This window comes from Bacillus sp. TH50 (genome assembly GCF_016650565.1).
Lineage (GTDB): Bacteria > Bacillota > Bacilli > Bacillales > Bacillaceae_G > Bacillus_A > Bacillus_A mycoides.
The window spans coordinates 2,003,627-2,029,165 of sequence record NZ_JAEKFM010000003.1 but is presented as its reverse complement, the minus strand read 5'-3'; the positions used below and the strand labels follow the sequence as shown (position 1 = coordinate 2,029,165).

At 36.9% G+C, this 25,539-nt stretch carries 26 protein-coding genes and 2 tRNA genes; 22 read left to right on the top strand and 6 right to left on the bottom strand.

What is annotated here, in order from left to right; all coding sequences use genetic code 11:
* The first annotated feature begins 13 nt into the window (after positions 1 to 13).
* The 3 genes from sdhA to JFU23_RS10505 all read left to right on the top strand — a co-directional run bounded on the left by sdhA (position 14) and on the right by JFU23_RS10505 (position 3,242).
* Entirely contained in the window at positions 14 to 1,807 is a 1,794-nt protein-coding gene (gene sdhA / locus JFU23_RS10515) for a succinate dehydrogenase flavoprotein subunit (protein WP_201031855.1), read from the top strand.
* Positions 1,800 to 2,561, top strand: coding sequence for a succinate dehydrogenase iron-sulfur subunit (gene sdhB / locus JFU23_RS10510; protein ID WP_002088861.1), 762 nt, complete (start codon positions 1,800 to 1,802; stop codon positions 2,559 to 2,561). Before sdhA ends, sdhB begins: the two co-directional genes overlap by 8 nt.
* Positions 2,562 to 2,798: 237 nt before the next feature.
* Positions 2,799 to 3,242: an acyl-CoA thioesterase gene (locus tag JFU23_RS10505; RefSeq protein ID WP_002088859.1), complete on the top strand. Its 444-nt coding sequence runs from the start codon at positions 2,799 to 2,801 to the stop codon at positions 3,240 to 3,242.
* Positions 3,243 to 3,278: 36 nt separating this feature from the next.
* Here the strand turns inward: JFU23_RS10505 and JFU23_RS10500 are convergent, their stop codons facing one another.
* Entirely contained in the window at positions 3,279 to 4,058 is a 780-nt protein-coding gene (locus tag JFU23_RS10500; RefSeq protein ID WP_201031854.1) for a M15 family metallopeptidase, read from the bottom strand.
* A 264-nt stretch (positions 4,059 to 4,322) separates the two neighbouring features.
* Here JFU23_RS10500 and motA point away from each other — a divergent pair, with 264 nt between their 5' ends.
* Entirely contained in the window at positions 4,323 to 5,117 is a 795-nt protein-coding gene (gene motA, locus JFU23_RS10495; RefSeq protein WP_002088856.1) for a flagellar motor stator protein MotA, read from the top strand.
* Positions 5,107 to 5,895, top strand: a complete 789-nt coding sequence (motB, locus tag JFU23_RS10490) for a flagellar motor protein MotB (protein ID WP_085312453.1) — start codon at positions 5,107 to 5,109, stop codon at positions 5,893 to 5,895. Before motA ends, motB begins: the two co-directional genes overlap by 11 nt.
* Before the next feature lie 28 nt (positions 5,896 to 5,923).
* On the opposite strand, the gene JFU23_RS10485 is transcribed toward motB, so the two are convergent.
* Complete coding sequence (locus tag JFU23_RS10485; protein ID WP_085312452.1) at positions 5,924 to 6,751, bottom strand: 5'-nucleotidase, lipoprotein e(P4) family; 828 nt, start codon at positions 6,749 to 6,751, stop codon at positions 5,924 to 5,926.
* A 353-nt stretch (positions 6,752 to 7,104) separates the two neighbouring features.
* Here JFU23_RS10485 and JFU23_RS10480 point away from each other — a divergent pair, with 353 nt between their 5' ends.
* The 3 genes from JFU23_RS10480 (at position 7,105) to JFU23_RS10470 (ending at position 9,920) form a co-directional block, all read left to right on the top strand.
* The gene (locus JFU23_RS10480) at positions 7,105 to 7,989 is read left to right on the top strand and encodes an ABC transporter ATP-binding protein (RefSeq protein ID WP_016120853.1); all 885 of its coding nucleotides are present in this window, start codon (positions 7,105 to 7,107) and stop codon (positions 7,987 to 7,989) included.
* 2 nt (positions 7,990 to 7,991) lie between these two features.
* A complete protein-coding gene (locus JFU23_RS10475) occupies positions 7,992 to 9,218 on the top strand; it encodes an ABC transporter permease (RefSeq protein WP_002167617.1) in 1,227 nt (408 codons plus the stop codon).
* Between the two features lie 270 nt (positions 9,219 to 9,488).
* Positions 9,489 to 9,920 (top strand): Rrf2 family transcriptional regulator, encoded by a 432-nt coding sequence (locus JFU23_RS10470; RefSeq protein ID WP_002088848.1) that lies wholly within the window; start codon positions 9,489 to 9,491, stop codon positions 9,918 to 9,920.
* A gap of 61 nt (positions 9,921 to 9,981) precedes the next feature.
* On the opposite strand, the gene JFU23_RS10465 is transcribed toward JFU23_RS10470, so the two are convergent.
* Positions 9,982 to 10,647: an aquaporin gene (locus tag JFU23_RS10465; protein WP_002067333.1), complete on the bottom strand. Its 666-nt coding sequence runs from the start codon at positions 10,645 to 10,647 to the stop codon at positions 9,982 to 9,984.
* A 142-nt stretch (positions 10,648 to 10,789) separates the two neighbouring features.
* Positions 10,790 to 11,755, bottom strand: a complete 966-nt coding sequence (locus tag JFU23_RS10460; protein ID WP_002129291.1) for a DMT family transporter — start codon at positions 11,753 to 11,755, stop codon at positions 10,790 to 10,792.
* A gap of 101 nt (positions 11,756 to 11,856) precedes the next feature.
* On the opposite strand from JFU23_RS10460, the gene JFU23_RS10455 reads away from it, so the two are divergent.
* Positions 11,857 to 12,429: a helix-turn-helix domain-containing protein gene (locus JFU23_RS10455; protein ID WP_002034214.1), complete on the top strand. Its 573-nt coding sequence runs from the start codon at positions 11,857 to 11,859 to the stop codon at positions 12,427 to 12,429.
* A 70-nt stretch (positions 12,430 to 12,499) separates the two neighbouring features.
* Here the strand turns inward: JFU23_RS10455 and JFU23_RS10450 are convergent, their stop codons facing one another.
* A complete protein-coding gene (locus JFU23_RS10450) occupies positions 12,500 to 12,685 on the bottom strand; it encodes a PspC domain-containing protein (RefSeq protein WP_002129290.1) in 186 nt (61 codons plus the stop codon).
* A 361-nt stretch (positions 12,686 to 13,046) separates the two neighbouring features.
* Here JFU23_RS10450 and JFU23_RS10445 point away from each other — a divergent pair, with 361 nt between their 5' ends.
* From JFU23_RS10445 to JFU23_RS10385, 13 genes are all read left to right on the top strand, one after another.
* Entirely contained in the window at positions 13,047 to 14,288 is a 1,242-nt protein-coding gene (locus JFU23_RS10445; RefSeq protein WP_201032274.1) for an amidohydrolase family protein, read from the top strand.
* A 113-nt stretch (positions 14,289 to 14,401) separates the two neighbouring features.
* Positions 14,402 to 15,697, top strand: a complete 1,296-nt coding sequence (locus tag JFU23_RS10440; protein WP_201031853.1) for a purine/pyrimidine permease — start codon at positions 14,402 to 14,404, stop codon at positions 15,695 to 15,697.
* A 165-nt stretch (positions 15,698 to 15,862) separates the two neighbouring features.
* Positions 15,863 to 16,087, top strand: a complete 225-nt coding sequence (gene gerE, locus JFU23_RS10435; protein WP_000659484.1) for a spore germination transcription factor GerE — start codon at positions 15,863 to 15,865, stop codon at positions 16,085 to 16,087.
* Between the two features lie 371 nt (positions 16,088 to 16,458).
* The gene (racE, locus tag JFU23_RS10430; protein WP_003191613.1) at positions 16,459 to 17,283 is read left to right on the top strand and encodes a glutamate racemase; all 825 of its coding nucleotides are present in this window, start codon (positions 16,459 to 16,461) and stop codon (positions 17,281 to 17,283) included.
* Positions 17,284 to 17,412: 129 nt separating this feature from the next.
* Positions 17,413 to 18,462 carry a GerMN domain-containing protein gene (locus JFU23_RS10425; RefSeq protein WP_002129281.1) on the top strand — a complete coding sequence of 350 codons (1,050 nt, stop codon included), beginning with the start codon at positions 17,413 to 17,415 and terminating at the stop codon, positions 18,460 to 18,462.
* A gap of 131 nt (positions 18,463 to 18,593) precedes the next feature.
* The gene (gene rph, locus JFU23_RS10420; RefSeq protein WP_002015340.1) at positions 18,594 to 19,331 is read left to right on the top strand and encodes a ribonuclease PH; all 738 of its coding nucleotides are present in this window, start codon (positions 18,594 to 18,596) and stop codon (positions 19,329 to 19,331) included.
* A gap of 11 nt (positions 19,332 to 19,342) precedes the next feature.
* Positions 19,343 to 19,951, top strand: coding sequence for an XTP/dITP diphosphatase (locus JFU23_RS10415; protein WP_201031852.1), 609 nt, complete (start codon positions 19,343 to 19,345; stop codon positions 19,949 to 19,951).
* Between the two features lie 13 nt (positions 19,952 to 19,964).
* Positions 19,965 to 20,468, top strand: a complete 504-nt coding sequence (locus JFU23_RS10410) for a metallophosphoesterase (RefSeq protein ID WP_137057153.1) — start codon at positions 19,965 to 19,967, stop codon at positions 20,466 to 20,468.
* 108 nt (positions 20,469 to 20,576) lie between these two features.
* Positions 20,577 to 20,650: transfer RNA gene (locus JFU23_RS10405), tRNA-Gly, on the top strand.
* Position 20,651: 1 nt separating this feature from the next.
* Positions 20,652 to 20,725 (top strand) — tRNA-Arg (locus JFU23_RS10400).
* Between the two features lie 111 nt (positions 20,726 to 20,836).
* Positions 20,837 to 21,835: a tyrosine-type recombinase/integrase gene (locus JFU23_RS10395; RefSeq protein ID WP_201031851.1), complete on the top strand. Its 999-nt coding sequence runs from the start codon at positions 20,837 to 20,839 to the stop codon at positions 21,833 to 21,835.
* 666 nt (positions 21,836 to 22,501) lie between these two features.
* The gene (locus JFU23_RS10390; RefSeq protein ID WP_201031850.1) at positions 22,502 to 23,200 is read left to right on the top strand and encodes a hypothetical protein; all 699 of its coding nucleotides are present in this window, start codon (positions 22,502 to 22,504) and stop codon (positions 23,198 to 23,200) included.
* On the top strand, positions 23,197 to 23,385 hold the full coding sequence (locus tag JFU23_RS10385; RefSeq protein ID WP_201031849.1) for a hypothetical protein: 189 nt from the start codon (positions 23,197 to 23,199) through the stop codon (positions 23,383 to 23,385). The genes JFU23_RS10390 and JFU23_RS10385 overlap by 4 nt, the downstream gene beginning before the upstream one ends.
* Positions 23,386 to 23,508: 123 nt before the next feature.
* Here JFU23_RS10385 and JFU23_RS10380 read toward each other — a convergent pair whose 3' ends face one another.
* A complete protein-coding gene (locus tag JFU23_RS10380; protein WP_207200004.1) occupies positions 23,509 to 24,378 on the bottom strand; it encodes a hypothetical protein in 870 nt (289 codons plus the stop codon).
* Positions 24,379 to 25,539: the final 1,161 nt, after the last annotated feature.

Genomic DNA, 25,539 nt, shown 5'->3' with positions numbered 1-25,539 from the left:
GGAGTGGGAGAGCATGAAAGGGAAACTTATAGTAGTCGGCGGTGGCTTGGCCGGCTTAATGGCAACGATTAAAGCGGCAGAAGCAGGAGTAAATGTTGAACTATTTTCTTTAGTACCAGTAAAACGTTCACATTCTGTATGTGCCCAAGGTGGAATTAACGGTGCCGTAAATACAAAAGGTGAAGGGGATTCTCCATGGATCCACTTTGACGATACAATTTATGGTGGGGACTTCTTAGCGAACCAACCACCAGTTAAAGCGATGTGTGATGCAGCACCTGGTATTATTCATTTAATGGATCGCATGGGTGTTATGTTCAACCGTACGGAAGAAGGACTTCTGGATTTCCGTCGTTTCGGTGGAACACAACATCACCGTACAGCATTTGCTGGCGCAACAACTGGTCAACAATTACTATATGCATTAGATGAGCAAGTACGTCGTCATGAAGTAGCAGGACTTGTAACGAAATATGAAGGTTGGGATTTCTTACGAGCTGTTGTAGATGATGAAGGTGTGTGCCGAGGAATCGTCGCGCAAGACTTACAAACTATGGAGATAAAAAGTTTCCAAGCTGATGCCGTGATTATGGCAACAGGGGGCCCTGGTATCATCTTTGGAAAATCAACAAACTCTATTATTAATACAGGTACAGCAGCGTCTGCTGTATATCAACAAGGTGCATATTATGCGAACGGTGAGTTCATTCAAATTCATCCAACGGCAATTCCTGGAGACGATAAGTTACGTCTTATGAGTGAATCTGCACGTGGTGAAGGTGGACGTGTTTGGACGTATAAAGATGGTAAGCCATGGTACTTCTTAGAAGAAAAATATCCAGCTTACGGAAACCTTGTACCTCGTGATATTGCAACGCGTGAAATCTTTGATGTTTGCGTAGAGCAAAAACTAGGTATTAACGGTGAAAACATGGTGTACTTAGATCTTTCTCATAAAAATCCGAAAGAACTAGATATTAAACTTGGTGGAATTATTGAAATCTATGAGAAATTTACAGGTGATGATCCTCGTAAACTACCAATGAAAATCTTCCCAGCAGTTCACTATTCAATGGGCGGATTATGGGTTGATTATAAGCAAATGACAAGTATTCCAGGTTTATTTGCAGCAGGTGAGTGTGATTATTCTATGCACGGTGGTAACCGCCTTGGTGCGAACTCATTATTATCAGCAATTTACGGTGGTATGGTAGCAGGACCGAACGCAATTGAGTATATGAAAGGTCTTTCTAAATCATCTGATGCTGTTTCATCTACTGTATATGAGCAAAATGAATTAATCGAAACAGAGAAATTTAACAATATTTTAATGCTTGATGGTAACGAAAATGCATATGTTCTTCATAAAGAGCTTGGAGAATGGATGACAGATAACGTTACAGTAGTTCGTGAAAATAAAAAGTTACTAGAAACTGATGCGAAAATTGAAGAGTTAATGGCGCGTTACAAACGCATTAACATTAACGATACAGCTAGATGGAGTAACCAGGGTGCTTCATTTACACGCCAACTTGCAAATATGTTCGAGTTAGCACGTGTTATTACAATTGGCGCATATAACCGTAATGAAAGCCGCGGAGCGCATTACAAACCAGAATTCCCAAATCGTGATGATGCAAACTTCTTAAAAACTACGATGGCGAAATTTGAGGGAGAAGGAAAGGCACCAGCATTCCATTACGAAGAAGTGGATGTTTCATTAATTAAACCACGTAAACGTGATTATTCCTCAAAACACGATGTAGCTGCTAAGGGTGAAGAGAAGGGGGATAAGCAACATGTCTGAGAAAACAATCCGCCTCATCATTACGAGACAAGATGGACCAGATGCACAAGAGTTTGACCAAGAGTTTGAAATTCCATATCGTCCTAATATGAATATTATTTCGGCGCTTATGGAAATTCGCCGTAATCCTGTCGATTCAAAAGGAAACCAGACGACTCCGATTGCATGGGATATGAACTGTTTAGAAGAAGTATGTGGTGCTTGTTCGATGGTGATTAACGGAAAACCACGTCAATCATGTACAGCTCTTATTGACCAGTTAGAGCAACCAATTCGCTTAAAGCCGATGAAGACATTCCCGATTGTACGTGATTTACAAGTTGACCGTAGCCGTATGTTTAACGCGTTAAAACGGGTTAAAGCTTGGATTCCAATCGACGGTACGTACGACCTAGGGCCAGGTCCAAGAATGCCAGAGAAAAAGCGTCAATGGGCATATGAACTTTCGAAATGTATGACATGTGGTGTTTGCTTAGAGTCATGTCCGAACGTAAACAGTAAGTCTGACTTTATTGGACCAGCACCGCTTTCACAAGCGCGTTTATTTAACTCGCATCCAACTGGTGAAATGCATAAAGCAGATCGCTTACGTGCAATTATGGGTGATGGAGGACTTGCAAACTGTGGTAACTCTCAAAACTGTGTGCAATCATGTCCGAAAGGTATTCCATTAACAACTTCAATTGCAGCATTAAACCGTGATACAACAATTCAATCGTTCAAAGATTTCTTTGGTAGCGATAATAACTATTAATAAATATTGCCTCTTCATGTTGAAGAGGCAATATTTATAACTTTATATTTCTGTTTATCCCGCATTAACGGGCAGTAAAACTCCCACCTCAAAATTCAGGTGGAGCAAAGAAGCTAGGTGGGAGATCAACTGCCCGTAAACGCCCGATTGGTGGAGGCTAATAATCAGTGGGGGATGAACAAAACCCCCACTGATTAAAGTTTCACTTTATTTTAAGGGCGAAAAGGAGAGGGAACGATGAAGAGAATTTCTTATATTGAAGACTTTGAGCAATGGGAAAGTGGTTTTTCATTTTATAATCCTGTCAAAGTTCGTTTTGGTGAAGTAGATATGTTTGGACATGTAAATAATGTCGTTGCTTTTACATATTTTGAAGAAGCGCGTATCGCATTGTTTAAAGAACTCGGATTTATGCAAGAATGGACACATGAATCATCAGAAACGATGATAGTCGTCGCAGATCTACAATGCAATTTTATTAAACAAATTTATTTTGATGAGCAGTTGAAAGTATATGTAAAGGCGGGAGCGGTTGGGAATTCCTCTTTAGATTTACACTATATGGTCAAAAATGCAGAAGGAGAAGTTTGCTTAGTTGGACGCGGTATGATGGTCCAAGCATCGAAAAAAACTGGAAGAGGCGAACCGTGGCCTGAGGAATGGAAGGAATTGCTATTATAATAGAATAAAAGAAAAATAAGAGAGCGATTGGCTCTCTTATTTTTTGTCCTCCATCGCCTCTTCTAATGTTAGATGGTGCTTATATATGTATGTGGCATATGGATTGCCGACGTAGCGTAAGTGCCACGGTTCATATGCATACTCTGTTGTTTTTGTTTTATCCTCTAAATAACGAATGACAAATCCGAACTCATGGGCATGTTCTGCAACCCATTTTCCTTCTGCTGTCTCTCCGAAGATTGGTTCTAATTGGAATTTAGCAGATTTTGAGCTAATATCCATTGCTAGACCGGTTTGATGCTCACTTGTTCCAGGAATTGCACTTACCGAATCAGCCTCAGCTTTTCCTTGGCGTTTAATATATGTAGTATGTAATGACTGTTGGCGTTTGTAAGAACGGTAACCTGAAACTGCTGTAAGTTCTAAACCTTCTTCTTTCGCTGCTTGGAACATTTTTTCAAGAGCGTCTGCAGCATCTTTGCGAAGTAATGTTTTCTCTTTATCTTTTGGACTAGTAAATGGTACGTTCGGTTTCGTCAAATCTTCTGGAATGTACCCATCTGGTAATTTACGATGTTTATTGACTAATACAAGAGCAGAATCTGGATTTGTTACAACGGAAAAATTATCATCTAGTTTCTTTGCATTATGATCAGCTTTTTGAAAAGCAGGAATCTCTTCTTTTTGGTGGTTATTATGTTTTTGATTTTCGACAGCTTTCGCTTCGTTTTGTAGTGGTGATTTAGAACCAAAGTAAACGAAAGATGTGATACCGATTACAATAGTAGCGGCAGAAATAATTATTATTTTTTTCATGATGCCCTGTAATCACAGTCCTTTCTTAATAAAGTATGTATCGTTTTTATTATAAGTCTAGTTTGTTGAAAAAGAAATATAAGAGTCGTAACGTAATAGAAATGCAAAGAAAATGTCAGAAAATGTGTGAAAATGTAGTATTTTTTCATATAATTCATTTCTTATCTTTCATGAAGTGCATTTTTTATGTAATATATGTATATAAGAAGATGTAGCGATTATTGAGAATAAAAGACCTCTTGTATAGACTAGGAGTGATTGGGAATGGATTTTGCAACAATTATTGGAATCATTTTAGGAGTATTAGCGGTAGTCGTAGGGATGGTCGTCAAGGGCGCTGACATAACAGCCTTACTAAATCCTGCCGCAGCACTAATTATTTTCGTCGGTACATTTGCTGCAGTGTGTATTGCATTTCCGATGAATCAACTAAAAAAAGTTCCAAAATTATTTAAAGTTCTTTTTGGTTCAAATAAAAAAGATTTAAGTTATGAACAATTGCTAGAATTATTTGTTCATTGGACATCTGAGAGTAGAAAATACGGTATTTTGTCTTTAGAGCAACAATTAGATGAAATTGAAGATGAATTTCTTTTGCGTGGTATGAAATTTGTTATTGATGGTGTATCTGCAGAGGATTTAGAACAAATTTTAGAAGCCGAATTAGAAGCGATTGAAGAGAGACATGCAAAAGGGGCTGCTATTTTTTCGCAAGCTGGTACATATGCACCTACACTAGGGGTTTTAGGTGCTGTTATTGGTCTTGTAGCTGCACTTGGAAATTTAACTGATATTGAAAAGCTAGGGCATGCTATTTCAGGTGCGTTTATTGCAACGATTTTCGGTATTTTTTCAGGTTACGTATTATGGCATCCATTTGCAAACAAATTGAAGCAAAAGTCTGCTGCTGAATTAGAGAAGAAACGTTTAATTATTGATTGTTTATTAATGTTACAAGAAGGTACATATCCGTTTATTATGAAAAACCGCATTTTAGGTGCGCTTTCTGCAACTGAGCGTAAGAAGCTAGAAAAAGGAGCGGAAAAAAATGCGGAGTAAGAAAAATAGAAGAGGCAAAAAGAAAAAACATGAAGAGCATATTGATGAAACTTGGTTAATTCCGTATTCTGATATGTTAACGTTGTTATTTGCATTGTTCATCGTATTATTCGCAATGAGTAGTATAGATGCTGCGAAGTTTAAACAGATGGCAGTTGCTTTTCGAAGTGAGTTAGCCGGTGGAACAGGAAATAAAGAATTTTTAAGCGATCAAAAACCAAATGAGGAAAAAGAATTATCAGCAAATAGCCTTGAGGCAGAACAAGCAAAAAAACAAGCGGAAGATAGAGCTAAAGAAAAAAAAGAAATGGATGAGTTGAAAGCATTACAAAAAAAGATTGATCAATATATTAATGAGACACAACTATCCTCTTCTTTTCAAACTAAGTTAACTGAAAAAGGATTAATGTTAACGATATTAGAAAATGTACTATTTGATTCAGGGAAAGCAGATGTGAAGTTGGAATCGTTAGGGATTGCAAAAGAGATGTCTAACCTACTTGTTTCAGCATCACCTCGTGAAATTACCGTATCGGGCCATACAGACAATGTTCCTATTTCAAACGCACAGTTTGCATCGAATTGGGAATTAAGTACGCAGCGTGCAGTTAATTTTATGCAGGTGTTACTTCAAAATAAAGAATTGCAACCAGAAAAATTTAGTGCAGTTGGTTATGGAGAATACCGTTCAATTGCACCAAATGATACGCCAGAAGGAAAAGCGAAAAATAGACGTGTTGAAGTGTTTATCTTGCCTTTAACAAGAAATATGCAATAAAAGAGGATGGCGCAAGCCATCCTCTTTGTTATTTTGCATCAAATGATTTTAAGTTTTCATGACGGATTTTGTCTTTTTCTGCATCTGATTTTTTGAAATTATAATCGTATAAAGCACCTTCCCAGTCACCGTACATTGGGTTAGGGAAAATGATGAATTTTTCACCAAATTGTGCTTTTGATTCTGCCACTGTTTCATTGCGATCTTTTACAGATTTCCCATCAAAACCAGTGAAATCAGATAAGTTGTCACCGAAGAATAGGACGATGTCATGTGTTTGAGAAACAAGTTCACGACGTTTTTCTTTCCCTTTTTCTTTCGGATCTTGTAATAAGATATGCTCTTTTGTTGCTTGTGGAGCACCAACGCGCTCAAGGTTTTTAATAGTTGCATCTAGTTGATTCGTTTTGCGATTTGAGATGTAGTAAATATCTACACCTTTAGACTCTGTATATTTTAAGAAATCAATCGCGCCTGGAAGAGCGTCAGCTTCAGCTTTATTAATCCAATCGTCCCATTTATAAGGATAGCCTTTTCCTGTTTTTACGCTCATTGCTTGATGGGGACTGTTATCTAAAACAGTTTCATCTAAATCAAGTACGATAGCAGGTTTTTTGCCTGTCCCTTTTGCAAGAGCTGCATCAAGCTTCAATTGACCAAGATTATATCCTTGGTAGTATAGTGCTTTCGTTTCACCAGCTGTTTGATACCATAAATCAGCCATCAATTGCTGGTCTGTTAATTGTACTTTTTCTTCTTTCGCCACTGTTTTCTCAGCTATTCCTGAACATGCTACAAGCGATGTGGAAAGAACGGCTACAGATAATAAAGTGGTAATACCCCTCTTCATCTTCATATGTATCCTCCTTGATGTTAGTAAATCATTTAATATTATATATTAAAATATAATGCTTTTTATATTTTTTTTTATGAACATTTGCATATTGTCTTTTGTATATGTAGTAGTTTGTCCTATATTAGAAAGATGGGTTAAATAATAATAATTATTTTGACAAGTTTTATTGTCGTAATGACAATTATAATTGACAAAAACGGGATTTTTATTTACAATTTTAACTAAATGAAACAAATGATGGGTTAGGTGTAGTGATACATATAAGAGAATGAAATATAGTACTATATTTCATTCTGAACAATCATAGGCTTTAACAGAGGGTACGAATGATACTAAAGGGGAGGCTTTATACATTGAGTTTACAAATTCAAAACTTAACAAAAATATTCGGAGAATCTAAAGCAGTTAATGGTTTGCAAATCTCTTTACCGAAAGGTGAAGTGTTAGGGTTACTTGGCCGAAATGGTGCAGGGAAAACAACGACAATTAAAATGTTACTAGGTTTATTAACGCCAAATGAAGGTTCTATTACGTGGGATGGAAAATCATTTGGTGATAGCGGGGTAACAATTGGATATTTACCAGAAGAAAGAGGCTTATATACAAAAAGTAGAGTAATAGATCAGTTGCGATATTTTGGCAGATTAGAAGGAATGACGAAAAAAGAAGTGGATCTTGCAATTGATTACTGGTTAGAGCGCTTAGCAATCCCAGAATATAAATTCAAAACAGCAGGAGAACTTTCGAAAGGGAACCAGCAAAAAATTCAATTGATTGCTGCTCTTCTTCATGATCCAGAACTTCTTATTTTGGATGAACCATTTAGCGGACTTGATCCAGTTAATGCTGGAATGTTGGCTAGTATTATTGGAGAACAAGTACAGAGCGGAAAGACAATTATTTTATCTAGTCACCGTATGGAGCAAGTAGAGGCTTTTTGCCAACATGTATGTATTTTGAAAAAAGGTGAAGCGGTCGTAGAAGGACAATTAAGTGATATTAAGAAAGAATACGGTTTTCGTAATTTAACAATCGAAGATACAAAAGAGAATGAAAAAGGATTAGAAGCTATACATGTTTCATATGAAAAACAACAAGGCCTTCTTTATGTGAAAGTACAAGATGATGCAGAAGCTCTAAAGATTTTGCAACAATTGCAAGAACAAGGTGTTGGTTTACGACAATTTAAAATGTTAGAGCCGACGTTAAACGAAATCTTTGTAGAGAGGGCGAAATAAAGATGCGTAAATTTTCTCATGTATTTTCATTTTATTTTAAAGAAGCATTTTTATCTAAAAAATCATTAATTACGAGTGCGATTTTATTTTTGGTTGTGTTTGGGATTTTTGCATTTAATCATTTTACTTCAGGCGATGATAAAAATAAGGATAAAGATAAAATTGCAGTTGTAGTAGAGAGTTCCACATACAAAGTACAAAAAGAAGAGCTAAATAAGCTATTGCCATCAGCAAAAATAACGGTCGGTTCAAAAGATGATTTTGATAAACTGCATAAGCAAGTAGAAGAGGGAGATTTAGATGGTCTATTCCATGTGACGGAAAAGGATGGGACTCCAGCAGTTACATATATGTATAATGGATTTCCAAGCCAAGCGACTTCTGCGATTATGGCGGGTTATTTAAAACAACAATATACGAAGGTGACGATTGCAAAAAATAATGTTTCACCAGAAATTGCGCAGCAATTACAAGCAGAAATTCAAGTGAAGCAAGAAGCGATAAAAGATCGTACATCTTCTTTCGGAATTGCATATTTCTTTACATTTGCTTTGTATATGTTTATTGTAGCTTTCGGAAATACAATCGCAATGAATATTGCATCTGAAAAGGCGTCACGTGTAATGGAAGTAATGCTTCCGAAAGTAAAGCCTCTTACGATGATGTATGCGAAAATTTTGGCGGTTGTTTCAACGGCGTTATTACAACTTGTAATATTGGCGTGTGGTTATCTTATTCCTTATTTGTTAGGTTGGGTCGATTTAGAAAGTGCTTCATTACTTGGTGTTCCAATTGACTTTACAAAATTAGATGCAAAGGTTATAAGTATGTTTCTTGTTTATTTCATTACGGGGTATTTACTTTATGCGATGATGTACGCTGCGGCTGGAGCTGTTGTGTCTAAGACAGAGGATTTACAAGCTGTATCTTTCCCGATAATGATTTTGATCATGGCTGCATTCTTCATTAGTATTAAATCATTAAGTGATCCAAATAGTACTATTGTTGTTGTAAGTTCGTATGTTCCGTTTTTCACACCGATGGTTACCTTCTCGCGGATTGTAGCCGGTGAAGCAGGTATGCTAGAGATTACGATAACATTAGTAGTTTTATTGGCGACAATTGGTATATTAAATGCTGTTACAAGTCGTATCTATGTAAATGGTGTAATGAATTACTCTGATAAAGTGAAGTTTAAAGATTTAGCGAAATTTATAAAGCGTCAATAATAGAGGGAAAGCATGATTTTCTAATGGAATCATGCTTTTTCTTTACCCCGCATTAACGGGCAGTAAAACTCCCATCTCAAAATTCAGCTGGAGCAAAGAAGTTAGATGGGAGATCAACTGCCCGTAAACGCCCGATTGGTTCAACTAATAATCAGTGGGGGATGAACAAAACCCCCACTGATTAAAGTTTCACTTTATGTATAAATTAAAAATAGTATATAATAATAAGAGTTGTCTTTTAATAGAATGAATAAAAAGGAGGGTGTGCAGATGGGAATTAGTAGTCGTTTTACAGTAGGTGTTCATATGTTAACGTTACTTGCAATAGATCGAAACTCTCGCTGTACCTCTGAATGGATTGCTGGTAGTGTGAATACAAATCCAGTTGTGATTCGTCGCATTACAGGAATGTTGAAGAGAGCAGGACTTGTTGATGTACAAGCTGGTAAAGGTGGTACGACACTTGCTCGTGATTTAGATGAAATTACATTACTTGATGTATATAAAGCTGTGGAAGTTGTAGAAGAAGGACATCTATTTTCTTTCCATGAAAATCCCAACATTGAATGTCCAGTAGGAGCTAATATTCAATCGGTATTAGAGATTATTTTAATACAATCGCAAGAAGCGATGGAAAACGTACTTGCAAATGTAACGGTGCAGCAATTAGTTACAAATTTAAAGTCGAAAATTAAAGAATAAAAAAAAGCGAGCTTCCTCATGATGAGGGCTCGCTTTTTTTTATTCGGAAATATTGAAAGTTCTATTTTTCCGTATTTAAAATAAACTTTCCTACAACAGCTGCTACGATACCACCAAAAATTGGGGCAACGATGAACACCCATAGTTGAGAAATTGCTTCTCCGCCAGCGAATAGAGCTGGTGCGATACTACGAGCTGGGTTAACAGATGTTCCAGTTAACGGAATACCTAATAAGTGAATTAATACTAATGTGAAACCAATTACTAGTCCAGCTAAAGAAGAACTTCCCTTTTTACCTGTTACAGCAACGATAACTAAAACAAATACGAAAGTTAAAATGAATTCAACTAAAAATGCTCCAGATAAACCAAGAGTTCCAAAACTATTTTGTCCTAAATTATCTAAAGGTAATTTAGCAGATCGTAAAATTGTTACTAACGTTGCAGTTCCTAATAAACCACCTAAAATTTGAGCTAATAAATAATAGCTAAGTTCCATAGCGTTCATTCTTTTGTTGATGAACATAGCGATTGATACTGCTGGGTTAATATGACATCCAGAAATTGTTCCAATGCTATATGCCATAGCCACGATAGATAATCCGAAAGCCATAGCGATACCTAATGTTCCAATTCCTTCAATTCCGCCACCAATGACAGCTACTCCAGTTCCGAATAATACAAGTACAAATGTACCAATAAATTCAGCAATTGCTTTTTTTAACATAATTTACCTCCTATTAATGCGCATGAAAGGTATTATAACATAGGTTTTAGTATAAACAGCTAATGAAATACTATTCTGATAAGGCGAAATAGGGAGATAATAAAAATAGATATGGTTCTATGAAGAAGAACCATATCTATTTTTATGCTGATTTTTTTTGTTTAATGACTGGAACAGAACGGTTTAAAACACTATTTACGATCATTCCTAGCATGATAATAATCATCCCAATCAGTGACAGCCCGCTAGGGAATGAACCATTTAAGAAAATAATCTCACCAAGCACAGTGAAGACCATCGTTCCAGCTTGTGTTGCTTCAACAGCTCCAAGTAAAGCAAGATTGTCTTTTGCTAAGTCAGTAGCAAAGAAAAATGTCATCGTCGCAATAACTCCGGAACATAATGCTAACAAAAATCCTTGCATCATTTGACTTGATGATGGAATACCGGTAGTGGAAAATCCGTATATACCAAGTAGGATTGTAATAGGGAGACTTCCGATTGCCATTCCTAATACACGTTGGAATGTATCAAGACGCCCGCCAACAAGTTCCATCATTTTTCGGTTACCGAACGGATATAAGAAAGCTGCTAATACGACAGGTAAAAATCCCGAGATGAACTGAGTCATTGTAATATGACCCGCTGCAGTCGCTTGCATACAAATTACACCAAGTAAAATAAATAATGCTACATATAAACTGCGAAGTGGAATTTTTCCACGTACAAGTTTTGTACCTGATTTCGTTTCTATTTTAACGAAAAATAATGGTGATAGTAGTAAACCTGCTAATATCGTAACTTGCCAAGTTCCAGCAACGAGCCAAGCTGGAGAAAAAACAGCTGCGAAACTTAATAAAGAATAGAAGCCGATGCCAGCGACCGAGCCCCACCCGATCCATACAAATGGATGTTTTTTTAATTCTGCCCATAAAGCTCCTAAGTTTTTGCGAAATAAAACGATAAGGAATAAAATAGGGAGAGCAAATAGAAAACGGAAGGAAGCAGTCCAAGCCCAGCTTGTTCCAGATACATTCATTGCTCTGTTAATAATAAAGGTTGCAGAAAAAAAGGCCGATGATAAAAGACCTAGTAATATTGCGCGCATGAAGTATGGCACTCCTTTCGGAATTGAGTATTTATGTATATTATAATATACTTAAAGTTAATAAAAGTAAACTTTTTTATATTTTAAGGTGGTTTTTATATATGAAAGAAAATGAAGATATGCAAACGAAAGAAGTAATTCAGCAAGTAGGTCAGCTATTAAGACAAATTCGAAATGAACAAAAATTAAGTTTAGAAGAATTAGCCCAAAAAACAGGGGTTAGTAAATTAACATTAGGGAAAATTGAGAGAGGCGAAACGAATCCAACGTTAGCTGTCATTTGGAAAATAACGAAAGGGTTATCGATTCCTTTATCGAGATTAATGGTTGTTGGAGAACCTGTAGCTGTTGCGCGCTGCGGAGAAGGATTTGCAGTAGATGTAGGACAAGCATGGCATTTAGAAACGATGTTCCGTTACACGAAAGAAACAGGGATGGAAATGCACCGTGCTTGTTTAAGAGCGAATAGTATATATGAACCGGAAGCTCATCATGAAGGAGCAATTGAGCTGGTAACAGTAATGAAAGGGAAAGTTTCTATTCAAGTTGAGAACGACGTATATGTGCTAAATGAGTTTGACTCCATTCAGTTTGAAGCTAATAAGAAACATAGTTATAAAAATGAAGAGGATGAAGTAGCGGTATTACATTTAACGATGAAATATTCTTCATGAAAAAATCCCCTATAGAAAAATCTATAGGGGATTTTTTATACGCTATGCTCAAATATATGAAAGAAAGTTATTAGTAAGAGCGTGGCATAAGTAATAAACAAATAAAATAAACTAAAAACCCCGTCCCAAAACATAAAATAGCAATGACCCAAAGTATGCGAATGAGAGTAGAGCTAATATCAAAATATTCTCCTAAACCACCGCATATACCAAATAACATTTTATCAGTTTCGGATTTATATAACCTCTTCGACATATTATGATCCTCTCCTTTTTATATCACCGCTGTTATGTATGAGTGATACAGTGTACTTTTATTCTATATGGAAATTTATCCCGCTATTTGTGGGTAGTAAAACTCCCACCTCAAAATTTGGCTGAAGCAAAGAAGTTAGGTGGGAGATCAACTGCCCGTAAACGCCCGATTGGTGAAGGCTAATAATCAGTGGGGGATGCCCCCCACTGATTATAGTTTCACTTTATGAGAAGACCATTAGGTTATATTACATTTTTTTGTGAAAGGACAATACAGTGGATTAATTGTCTTAATTTTCAGTTGGTATTAAAATGAAAATGAGGGTGTGACGTATTTTCTAATATAAGGTGGGGAAATGGTAATGACATTATATTGGTTGACTAATGTAAAGCTTGAAACAGGTTATACATATGAAGAAGCGAAAATTTCACAAACGGAAACTGAGATATGCAGTCTTCTTATTGAAGATGGGCGAATTAAAAGAATTATAGCGGGAATCGCCCAAGAGGAAGGAACGTTAACTTTTGATGCTAATCGTTTATTAGTTTTACCAGCTTTTGAAGAGATGCATATTCATATTGATAAAACATATTATAGTGGGCCTTGGAAAGCTTGTATGCCAGCAGAAAATATTTTTACACGTTTTAATGAAGAAAAAACGATTTTACCAAAGCAATTAGCAACTGCTCAAGACAGGGCGGAAAATATGCTAGAGTTATTGCTTCGAAATGGCGCAACAAATATTAGAACGCATTGTAATGTGGATCCGGTTATTGGACTTCGTAATTTAGAGGCAACGTTAGCGGCTTTAGGAACATATAAAGATCGGTTGTCTGGTAGAATAGTTGCATTTCCGCAACATGGATTATTGCGAAGTAATTCTATGCAACTTGTGAAAGATGCGATGCGTATGGGCGCACAATTAGTTGGCGGAGTGGACCCAGCTACAGTAGATAATGATATTGAAAAATCATTACATACGATTATGGACATTGCGGTAGAATTTAATGCGGATGTTGATATTCATTTGCACGATGCGAATAATCTTGGAACGTTTACAATGAAGAGATTAGCCAGTCTAACGGAAGAAGCAGGATGGCAAGGTCGTGTAACAATTAGTCATGCGCTTGGACTTGGTGGTGTTACTGATAAAGAAGCTGAAGAAGTGGCAGAAAGACTAGCAGCATTAAAGATTGATATCACTTCAACCGTTCCAATCGGTAAACAAGTAATCCCAATTCCATTATTAGATCGAAAAGGAGTTAAAGTTTCATTAGGAAATGATAGTATTACAGATCATTGGTCTCCGTTTGGCACAGGTGATATGCTTCAAAAGGCAAATCGATTGGCAGAACGATTTGGTTGGAGTGATGAAAGGTCTTTAGGGAAAGCTCTTCGTTTTATTACTGGAGGGAAAGAAACGTTAAATAATGAAGGGAAACGAGTGTGGCCGAATGTAGGTGATGAGGCAAGTTTTGTTTTAACGAATGCAACATGCGCCGCGGAAGCAGTGGCTCGTCAAACAGAGAAGCGTGTAGTTATGTATAAAGGAAATGTTGTTATAGGGGATTTAAATCAAGTGAAATCTGATAATCTTGTATAGAGGAATCGTTTAGATGTTTTGAGAAGGGTTCTAATTGTGAAAATAGAACCCTTATTTTTTTTTTTAGTAGAAACACGGAAGTACTATACTTCCTTATAAGGAAGCAAGAAGGGATGAAAAGTTTGGACAATCAACATAATCAAAATCATATTATGGGAACTTTGCAATGGTTTATTTTTTTATTAGCAAACTCAATCGCGCTACCAATTGTCGTTGGCGGATTATTTCATCTTACGACGGAAGAAGTATTTTATTTAATGCAGCGTACGTTTTTCGTAGTTGGTATATCTTCTTTTTTACAAGGATGGCTTGGACATAAGCTTCCGATTGCGGATGGACCAGCAGGATCTTGGGTTGGTGTATTTACCGTGCTTGCTTATGCAACTGTAGGGCAGGATCAATTACATAGTACATTGCAAATTTTAGAATTAGGAATGATGGTTGCGGGAGTTGTTTTAATAGGGCTAGGAGTAACGGGAGTTATCGGGCGTATTTTATTTTTATTTACGCCGCTCGTGACAGGGACGTTCTTACTTTTATTATGTTTACAATTAAGTGGTGTATTTTTAAAAGGAATGCTAGGAATTACAGCTACTGCTTCTCAAATTGATGGATTTACAGCATTAATTGCTTTTGGCATATTTTTATTCGTAGTCATACTCTCCAACTTCGGAAAAGGGTTTGTTAAAAGTTATGCGGTTTTAATAGGGTTAATTAGTGGCTGGATCATTTTTCTCATTGCAGGAAAAGTGACGATCCCATCTCAAGTAACTCAGTTTGTGCAACTTCCACATATATTCGCGTGGGGAATTCCAAAATGGAATACAGGTATGGCTGTATCAAGTTTCGTTATGGTATGTATTTTAGTTTCAAATACAGTGGCAGCTATTATAGCAATCAATCAAGCTACGATTCATAAAGCGACTATTGAACAAAAACAGTTGAGAAATGGTACGTGGGTCGGAGGGATTTCGCATATGATTTCCTCTTTGTTTTCAACTGTAGGTGTCATTCCACTACCAGCAACGGCAGGTTTCATACGTTTAACAAATCAAAAGTACATGCGTTCATTCTTATTTGCATGTGTACTATTAGTCGGTATGTCGCTGTTTCCAAGTATTATCCGCTACTTAGCCTCTCTGCCATCCGCGGTCGCATCTGCGGTTTTAATGGCTTCGTTCGTACAGTTAATTGGAATTGGATTTAATAATATAAAACAAGTGCCAATCAGCGAAAGGAATGTAACGATTTTAGGAGTTGCTATATTATTTGGAAGTGGTGTTATGTTTTTACCGTCTGGAGCACTCCAATCCTTGCCGTCTGTGATGCAATATATATTCGGAAATGGTTTGTTCGTAGGTACTGTTGTAAGTATATTGCTAGAACAAATATGGCGTACTGAAAAGTAAGTGGATAAAAAGAGTGTACGCACTGTATAAAAGTCTAAAATAACATAAGAAATAAAGCCTATTTTCATTCACCACCTGCACATTTCGTTCATACAATATCTTGACTAAATAAACACCCAACTTACACATATACAGCTCTGGCTTAAGCAAGGAGGGTTATACCAGTTGAAGGAAAAAGCGTATCAATCTAAACCGTTACTCACAAAGAGAGAAAGAGAAGTATTTGAATTACTGGTTCAAGATAAAACGACGAAGGAAATTGCAGGTGAACTGTTTATAAGTGAAAAAACAGTACGTAATCACATCTCAAACGCAATGCAAAAGCTAGGGGTTAAAGGACGTTCACAAGCAGTTGTTGAGCTTCTTCGTATGGGAGAGCTTGAACTATAAGAAAGCAGCCGACTTTTATACAAAAGGTCGGCTATTTTTCTGTTTGTTTCATGCTCCATATGAATGATAAGAATGTTTCATACATAAATAGGTAAGGCTATAAAGAACGCGATAAATAAAATATAGAAATAAAACTCCCGCTATTAATAAAAGTAGCGGGAGTTTTATTTTGAATGAGCATTTTATATAGAAGAAACCGACTTTCATATAGAAGGTCGGTTATTTTTCTGTCTTGCAAATTATGAAAAAAAGGAGCAAAATAAAAAAGGTCCTGATCTATATAGGTACAAATGAAAATTTTTATACAGGGGCACTTTAAGTTAGCGAACTTAAAGTGTGTGAAATATACTGATAAACATAAAAGATGATGAATGAGAAAACGGGTGATTAAGTTGAATAGAGCGATCGGTGTTATTGATTCAGGAGTGGGCGGTTTAACAGTAGCGAAGGAATTAATTCGTCAGTTGCCGAAAGAGCGTATTATATATTTAGGGGATACAGCACGTTGCCCTTATGGTCCGCGTTCTCGTGAAGAAGTGCGTCAATTTACGTGGGAAATGACGGAGCATTTATTAGATTTAAATATCAAAATGTTAGTTATTGCGTGTAATACAGCAACTGCGGTTGTATTAGAAGAAATGCAGAAACAATTACCAATTCCAGTAGTTGGAGTTATTCATCCAGGATCACGTACAGCTTTAAAAGTGACAAATACGTATCATGTTGGGATTATTGGAACGATTGGAACAGTAAAAAGTGGCGCCTATGAAGAGGCGCTAAAGTCTATTAATAACCGTGTTATGGTAGAAAGTTTAGCGTGCCCACCTTTCGTTGAGCTTGTAGAGAGTGGGAATTTCGAAAGTGAAATGGCGTATGAAGTTGTAAGAGAAACATTGCAACCGTTGAAAAGTACTGACATTGATACGCTTATTCTAGGATGTACACATTATCCGATTTTAGGTCCTGTTATTAAAAAGGTAATGGGGGATCAAGTACAATTAATTAGTTCGGGTGATGAAACAGCGCGTGAGGTAAGTACGATTTTATACCATAGTAAGATGCTAAATGAGGGAGAAGAACAAAGTGATCATCTCTTCTTAACGACTGGTAAAATAGGCCTGTTTAAAGAAATTGCATCAAAGTGGTTCGGTCAGCCGATTGAAAATGTGAAGCATATCAATTTAGAAACAGAATAATAGTAGATTCATATAAGAGAACTCCTGAGAAATCAGGGTTTTTTCTATATAAGTAGCCATAGCTTGTTCTAAAACATGAAACAGCTCGTATACATAATAGTACAAACTTAGATTTTAGGGGGGAATGGCATGCCTAAATCCACTTTTAAATGGGTTGTTGGTGCTACTGTGAGTGCGATTTTATTATCAGGGTGTGGCTTGTTAAATCAAGAGAAAGCGACAGAACAAATTGATCCGCCAAAAAAAGTTACGTATACAGAAGGTGAAAAGAAAGAAACTGCTAAAAAAGATAAACAAGGGCAAACAGTAAATAGAGAGTTATACCTCGTTGATAAAAATGGATATGTCGTACCGCAAACTATTGCAATGCCTACTCCGAAAGCGAATGAAGTTGTACAGCAAACGTTAGAGTATCTTGTGAAAGATGGACCAGTTACAAATTTATTGCCAAATGGATTTCGAGCAGTCCTTCCAGCGAATACGACGATGACCTTGAATTTGAAAAAAGGCGGGACAGCAGTAATTGATTTCTCTAAAGAAATGAAAAATTATTCAAAAGAAGAAGAACGTCAAATTGTTGAATCAGTAGCGTGGACTTTGACTCAATTTACAGAAATAAAACAAGTGCAGTTCCAAATAAATGGTGAAAAGTTAGTGAAGATGCCTGTTGCGGGTACACCGCTTGGTGAAGGTGTAAGTCGTGCGAATGGTATTAACTTTGATGATGAACAAGTAGCAGATGTGACGCATACAAAACCGGTTACACTTTACTTTATGGCGCAAAATAATAATAAGCAGCAATATTACGTACCGGTAACAAGGCGCGTTGCAGAAGGAAAAGAAAATGATTACTCGGCAATTGTGGATGAGCTTGTAAAAGGTCCGATTCAAGGGTCGCTACTAAATGATTTTAATCCAGGAGCTAAGCTTATTACGAATCCAAAAGTGGAGAACGGAAATATTACATTAAACTTTAATGAAAATATATTTGTGAACCCAGACAAAAACATGATTTCAAATTATGTGTTGAAATCGTTAGTCTTATCTTTAACGGAAAAACAAGGTGTGAAAAATGTTTCTATTGAAGTGAATGGGAAAGCAAATCTTATGGATGAGAAAGGTGAAAAGTTAATAAAACCTGTTGATCGTCCACAAAACGTGAATACAGGTAGTTTTTAATCGCGAATAATTTGATATACTTATGTAAGAAAGGGGAATTGCTTTTTGAGTTCCCCTTCTTTTATTGTTATACATATCGTACATTTAAATTTGGCTATACTAATGAGAGTATTTATGAGGGGGTTATTTTTATGCGAGTAGATGGTAGAGGAAAAGCAGAGCTACGCCATATACATATTCATACAAATTATTTAAAACATCCAGAGGGATCAGTACTAATTGAAGTTGGGGATACAAAGGTAATTTGTTCAGCGACAATTGAAGAGCGTGTACCGCCGTTTATGCGCGGAGAAGGAAAAGGCTGGGTAACAGCAGAATACTCAATGATTCCACGTGCGACAGAGCAACGTACAATCAGAGAGTCAAGTAAAGGGAAAGTAACAGGGCGCACAATGGAAATCCAGCGTTTAATTGGACGAGCATTACGTGCGGTTGTTGATTTAGAAGCGCTTGGCGAAAGAACGGTTTGGATTGACTGTGATGTAATTCAAGCGGATGGCGGAACGAGAACAGCTTCTATTACAGGTGCTTATGTAGCGATGGTATTAGCTTTTGAAAAATTATTGCAAGCAGAAAAAGTATCTAAAATTCCGGTGAAAGATTATTTAGCGGCAACGTCAGTAGGTGTTGTTGAAGAACAAGGTGTTGTTTTAGATTTAAATTATGCTGAAGATTCTAAAGCAGACGTTGATATGAACGTTATTATGACTGGAAAAGGTCAGTTTGTTGAAGTGCAAGGAACTGGAGAAGAAGCGACGTTTAGCAGAGCTGAATTAAATGAATTACTTGATGCTGCTGAACAAGGGATTTTCCAACTTGTTGAAAAGCAAAAAGAAGCGTTAGGTGACATCGTATCTCATATAGAGTAGAGGTGGAAAATATGAAGCAAGTTGTTGTAGCGACGAAAAATCTTGGAAAAGTACGTGAGTTTGCTGAGTTATTTGAGAGATTTGACTTAGAAGTGAAATCTTTACACGATTTTCCTCATATTGAAGAAGTCGAAGAAACTGGTGAAACATTTGAAGAAAATGCAATTTTAAAGGCGGACAGTCTTAGTAGACAGTTGAATTCCATCGTAATTGCGGATGACTCTGGTCTTATTGTAGATGCCTTAAACGGGAAACCAGGTGTGTATTCAGCTCGTTTTGCTGGAGAGCCGAAAGATGATCAGGCGAATATAGATAAAGTGTTACAAGAGTTAACTGACGTCGATTTAGAAAAACGTACAGCTCGTTTTTACTGTGCGCTAGCAGTTGCTTTCCCTGAAGTGGATAAAGAGCCGGTTATTGTAAACGGAACGTGCGAAGGGAAAATTCTAGAACAGCGTCGCGGGGAAAATGGTTTCGGATACGATTCGATTTTTTATGTAGAAGAATATAAAAAAGCGATGGCTGAGCTAAATTCGGATGAGAAAAATGCGATTAGCCACCGCGGACGCGCTCTTCGTAAATTAGAAGAGAAAATCCCGGAATGGTTTTTAGAAGAATAAGGGAGAGAGATTGATGAAAGCTTTAATCGTAAGCGATAGTCATAGCTCCGTGAAGGAATTACAGCAGTTAAAAGAGAAATATGAAGGGAAAGTAGATGTCATGATTCATTGTGGTGATTCAGAGCTAACGCCTGCTCACGAAGAGCTACAAGGTTTCCAAGTTGTAAAAGGGAATTGTGATTATGCTAACTTTCAAGATGAAATTGTAACTGATGTAGATGGAATTCGTTTCTTAGTTGTACACGGTCATCGTCATAATGTGAAAATGACGTTACAAACGTTAGCGTATCATGCAGAAGAAATAGGAGCACAAGTAGCGTGCTTTGGACATTCTCATGTATTAGGGGCAGAATTACTTGATGGGATTTTATTTATTAATCCAGGAAGTATTTTGCTCCCGCGCTCTCGTGTGGAAAAGACATTCGCTTTATTAGAAATGGATGAAAATCATATAGAAGTTCGTTTTGAAACATTAGATGGACAGCTGGTGGAACAAGCAATTTTTAAAAGAGGATAAGAAAAATTATCCTCTTTTAAAAAAGTGTTGACTTTATAAGTAGTTATGAATATAATAAATATTGTCGATAGGGCAACGGCGCTAACGAAGAAAAATAAAATAACATATGCGGGTGTAGTTTAGTGGTAAAACAAGAGCCTTCCAAGCTCTGGTCGAGAGTTCGATTCTCTTCACCCGCTCCATGTCCCAGTAGCTCAGCCGGATAGAGCATACGCCTTCTAAGCGTACGGTCGGGAGTTCGAATCTCTCCTGGGACGCTAAAAAAACCTTTTGCGGTGACGTCAAAGTCCGCAATATATAAGCTCTCTAATTCGTAAGTTGAATCGTACAATGTGCGGTCGCTAACGAGTTAGGGGGCTTATTTTTTTATGTCCAAAAGACGTGATTCTTTAACGATTAGCGAAGATTTAACGAATGTTTTTAAAGATAGATTGAAAAGTGATCCACGGAAGAAAGAGACCGCAGAGGGTCGTTATACATTTAATTTAACAATCGACAAAGCACTCGAAATAGTTGTACGTCAAATGAAGGCGACAGGCTTACGTGAGCGTACGATAAATGACTACTATTTACACGTTAATCACTTTACGAAGATAACAGATACGCAGTACTTAGAAGAATTAAATGTTAATCATATTTACGAGTGGTTATCGTCTATGAACGTTAGTAATCAAACGAAATTAACTCGCTTAAAGTGTCTAAAGGCGTTTCTAGGGCGTTGTCACGATAACGGGTGGATTGATATTAACTTTTGGCGCAATGTGAAGATAAAGGTAGATACGCCTGTTAAAGAAGGTGCGACGGATAGAGAAATTAATATCTTGTTATCGGTACTCGATTTAACACGATTCTTAGATTTACGAGACGCTACCGCTATTTTACTTATGTATCAAACGGGAATACGTGTCGGCACATTGGCGCAATTAGAACATAAGCACGTCGATTTAGATGCGAAAGTATTAGGGGTTGACGGCGGTATTATTAAGAACCATGAATCAATATATCTGCCGTTTGACGACGCTCTCGCACGATTGCTAGACGTTCTTATGAAACAAAACGAAATTATTCGAAGAGAATACAACGTGAAAAATGATTATCTCTTTATTACGAAGAGTGGAGGAAGTGTCTTAACTAGTCTGACGAATAATATTATATCAAAACGAATGACTAAACACGCTAAAGAATACGGACTTAAAAATATTAATCCGCACGCAATACGTAGAGGTTTTGCAAAGAATCTCTTAAAGAAAGGTGCGAATGTTGCGTTGATATCTAAAGCGCTAGGGCATAGTGATATATCCGTTACAACGCGTTATCTGCACTTAGATAAAAACGAAGTAGCGGAAAGTCTAAGGAATTTCTTGTAAATAAAAAGTCCCCAGCGCCAACTGGAGACTCAAAACATACACAAACCAAACTGAATACAGGACAAGCCGTATCAGTCCGAATTTCTACCTTCATTCTATCGAAAAAAATCGAGGATTGCAAGGTGTCTTTAGTGATGTCTTTTTTAGGTATTGATGCGGTAAGTCAAAAAGCGGAAGCCGTACCGCTATAACAACGTAAAAGGGGAGCTGAACCGCCGCACACATCAGCGCTATACACTCCAACGCATATCATTCCCCGTGCGTCGTATAGGACTAGCCGATTGCGGGCATTGTACGGCAAGGGTGGAAATACGTTGTTACTACGGTAACAAGGTGTATCGAAAGATTTGCGCACTATGGGACGTTTTGTAGTGTAGAAAGTCGATACGTGTGAAAGCACAAGGACGGGGAATGCGTTACTGAAAACCTCACACAACGAGCCGACGCTAGTTGTTAACGCCTTACCTCTATTCGCATTGACGATTATTTTTATCTCTGCGAAATAGGGGTTCAAACTGCAACCTGCTTCCTACGACTTCCTCGCCTCTGCTAGTCGATGTGTCAACGCTTGTCAATAGCATAAACTCGGTATTTAACGTCACTAGCGGAAGTGAGTTAAACATCGAAGGTTGACACAGGGCGCTACAAGAGGCGGAGGACTTATGCATGGAAAGACGACTTAATATAAGACAATACGCCAATAAAGGCGAAGACATAAACGCGACATTAAACAGACTAGCGACTTTAGCTAAGAAAGAAGTGGAAGATTGTTACACTGGAATAAGTGATAATAATAAATATAGAACGGGGATCGAGGCGCACTACGTACCGCTGATCGAACGACTAGCCAACGATAACTGGCATAAGATGAATAACGAAGTACACTTTATAGACGATTGTTTCCGTAAAATAAGGTATGCGATCAGAACATTCGATGTAGATCGAGGGGACTTTGACAGTCGAGTTAAATGGTTATTTTATCAAAGTGTTCGCCAATACTGTGGAAGTAGAGGAAAGAAGCGAGATGTGTTAACGCTGATCGGAGATATTAGTGGATTGGAAACGTTAAGCGACTGTACAGATACTACGGAAGAAAAAGCGATCTGTAATGCGTGTACATACGAAGAGATCTACGAAACTTTATATGGATCTATCTGTGAAAAGAAGATCGATAAGATTATATTAGATTCGATATTTGATACCATTGATAGCGAGGACGTAGTCAGGTCGGGAGTTAAAGAGAACGAGATCACTCGGACGGTGGCGCAGAAAACGGATCGTTCGTTTGATTCTGCTAGAGGTGCAGTTCGAGGATTTAAGCAGAGGTTACGAAACAGAAATGTCAGAAGGGAGGATATAGCGTGAGAAACAAACGTAAAGAAATGTTATTAATCGTATTCGCATTCGTATTTATGACGATAACCAAAGCAGTTGGCAATCTGTACGTAGCAGCATTCGGGGTAGTATTCGGATTAGCCGTAGCAGCTTCGTTTATTACTGCGATGATTGGCGATTTTATACGCAAGAGGAAGGAAGAGGGGGACGCGTAAAGTCTTCACGCGAAGAAAAGAAAATTATGAGATAAACTTAAGTACAATGGAATTATGAGATAAACAGTAAAGAGGTTTAGTGATTTTATCGCTTTCCCTCTTTACTTATTAATTTGGTTCTATTTATGATGAGGTACGTACATTCATAAGAAGCGTACCGTTTTGATGTTCTTTCATGCTCTCCCAAAATTCTTTCATGGCATTACTGTATTTTTCAAAAGATATTTTATCAACATCTAACACTCGTTCCAAATTTGTTGTACGATATAAATCCATTAAACGAGTGCTATTTACTTTTTTAAAATATTGAGGATATGCCTCATATAGGTTGGTAGCGGAGTGACCACTTCCATGCTTATAAGTATTGGAGAGTAAATTGCATTCTCGAATCATTTTCCAAATGTCAGTTTCTACTATAAGCTCTTCATCGCCAAGAGGATTAGTAAAGGTTAATTTTAATGCGGTGAATAAATCAGTTAATTTACCGAAATTATTGAAAAAGTTATCATATGCATTCTTATTTTTATTGTCAACATGGGTAAATTCAACTTGATTAATATATTCATTAAAATGATGAGTCATCGCTTCATACAACCATTTCCTGAGTTGTTGTTCAAAAACTTGATATAGATTGCTTAGAGACATTAATTCGAATTGATAATGCATTAGAAATTGTTCATCAAGCCGTTCATATACATATTCACAAATTGAATCTAAATAATCACCGTAATCAAAGTAATCTGGGTCAATGTTATTACAATCGATTAGTACATTTTCAGCTTCTTTCGCCAATTCAGCTTCTACTTCATCTGTACGAGTATTTAATCGTTCATATACGGCTTTAAATGTATGGTCATGTGTGTCTTTCAATACGTCATAAATCCGCATGTATTGACCTTTTGTAAAACTATTAAGATAGAATTTAAAGTTTAAGTTTCTTTTTTCCATAACAGAACCTTTAGGGTTGTTACTACGCTTTCCCAAACTCCTCACAACCTTTTGTAATTTATTTCAATTTTATCATTTATATAGTGGATAAAGAAGATTGTTTTTATCATCTTTTAACCTTTTGCATCCCTTCAAGTAGTGCATCTCATATGCAGTATCTTATTATGCAAGCGATGTACAAACCGCATAGCATAAACGTTGATATGACGGTGCCATGACTGCGGCGCGTTCGCTTGAAGCGAATTTTTTAGCTTAACTTGCTTGTAACTGGACTCTAGGTTAAGTTATAATGTTGCTATAAGGATACTAAAAGTATCCATTATGATCAAAAAGTTAATGATCCTGATGGAGGGGTATGAAAGTTGCTTTCGGGGATACATGAGTTCACTTAAAGTTAACTGTTACATTATTTTTTTATCTTTATGTTGCCTAAGGGGCAACAATGAGCTAAATGTTCTCAAAACGAAGACTTTGCATACCTAATTAGTAGACTACAGGCTTATAAGTAATATTCTGCATTAGATGTGGAATACTATATAAAGAAAAAAGTCTTTCAAGTGCTACCAACACTGAAAGACTTTAAATAAAAAATATTACTTCTTTCCTTTGCTCATGTTAATCATTCCCATAACAACCATGAGTAAAGAGCAAACCGCAGTAACGGTGATTGCATCCATATGTATTCACCACCTTACGAAGCTTGTCGTACTACCAATACGATGGGCTTTTTTCGTATATTCGTATTATAACCTATCTTGGTTATAGATTCCAAAAGTTATTTTCTATACAAAAAACTAAATCTTTATTTTGAAACTATCAAGAATAAATCTAAAGTAATCATGAGTTGTTGGATCTTGAAGTGTGTGAAATGTTATAATAGTTTTCTAACACTTCTAATAGCGGTTGTACGTCTAATAGAAGCGCCCTATGTAGATGTGGAAATTCTGCATAGGCTATGGGGTTGCGTTCCAGCGTTCTCTCACGTTGGATATATCGCAGCTCCTTTTTATTTACACACTATATCGTATAATTTAAATATTGATGTAAACTCGCGTAATATCTTAGATGAAACACCGAACCTCCTGCGAGAGTAAGCGTCACACGCATATAATTAAGCATAAATACGTTTACGTGCGTTTGCAAAAAAACGAACTCATAGGGATCAGTATACTTCGCTACATTTCGGTAGTGATTTATGATAGGTTG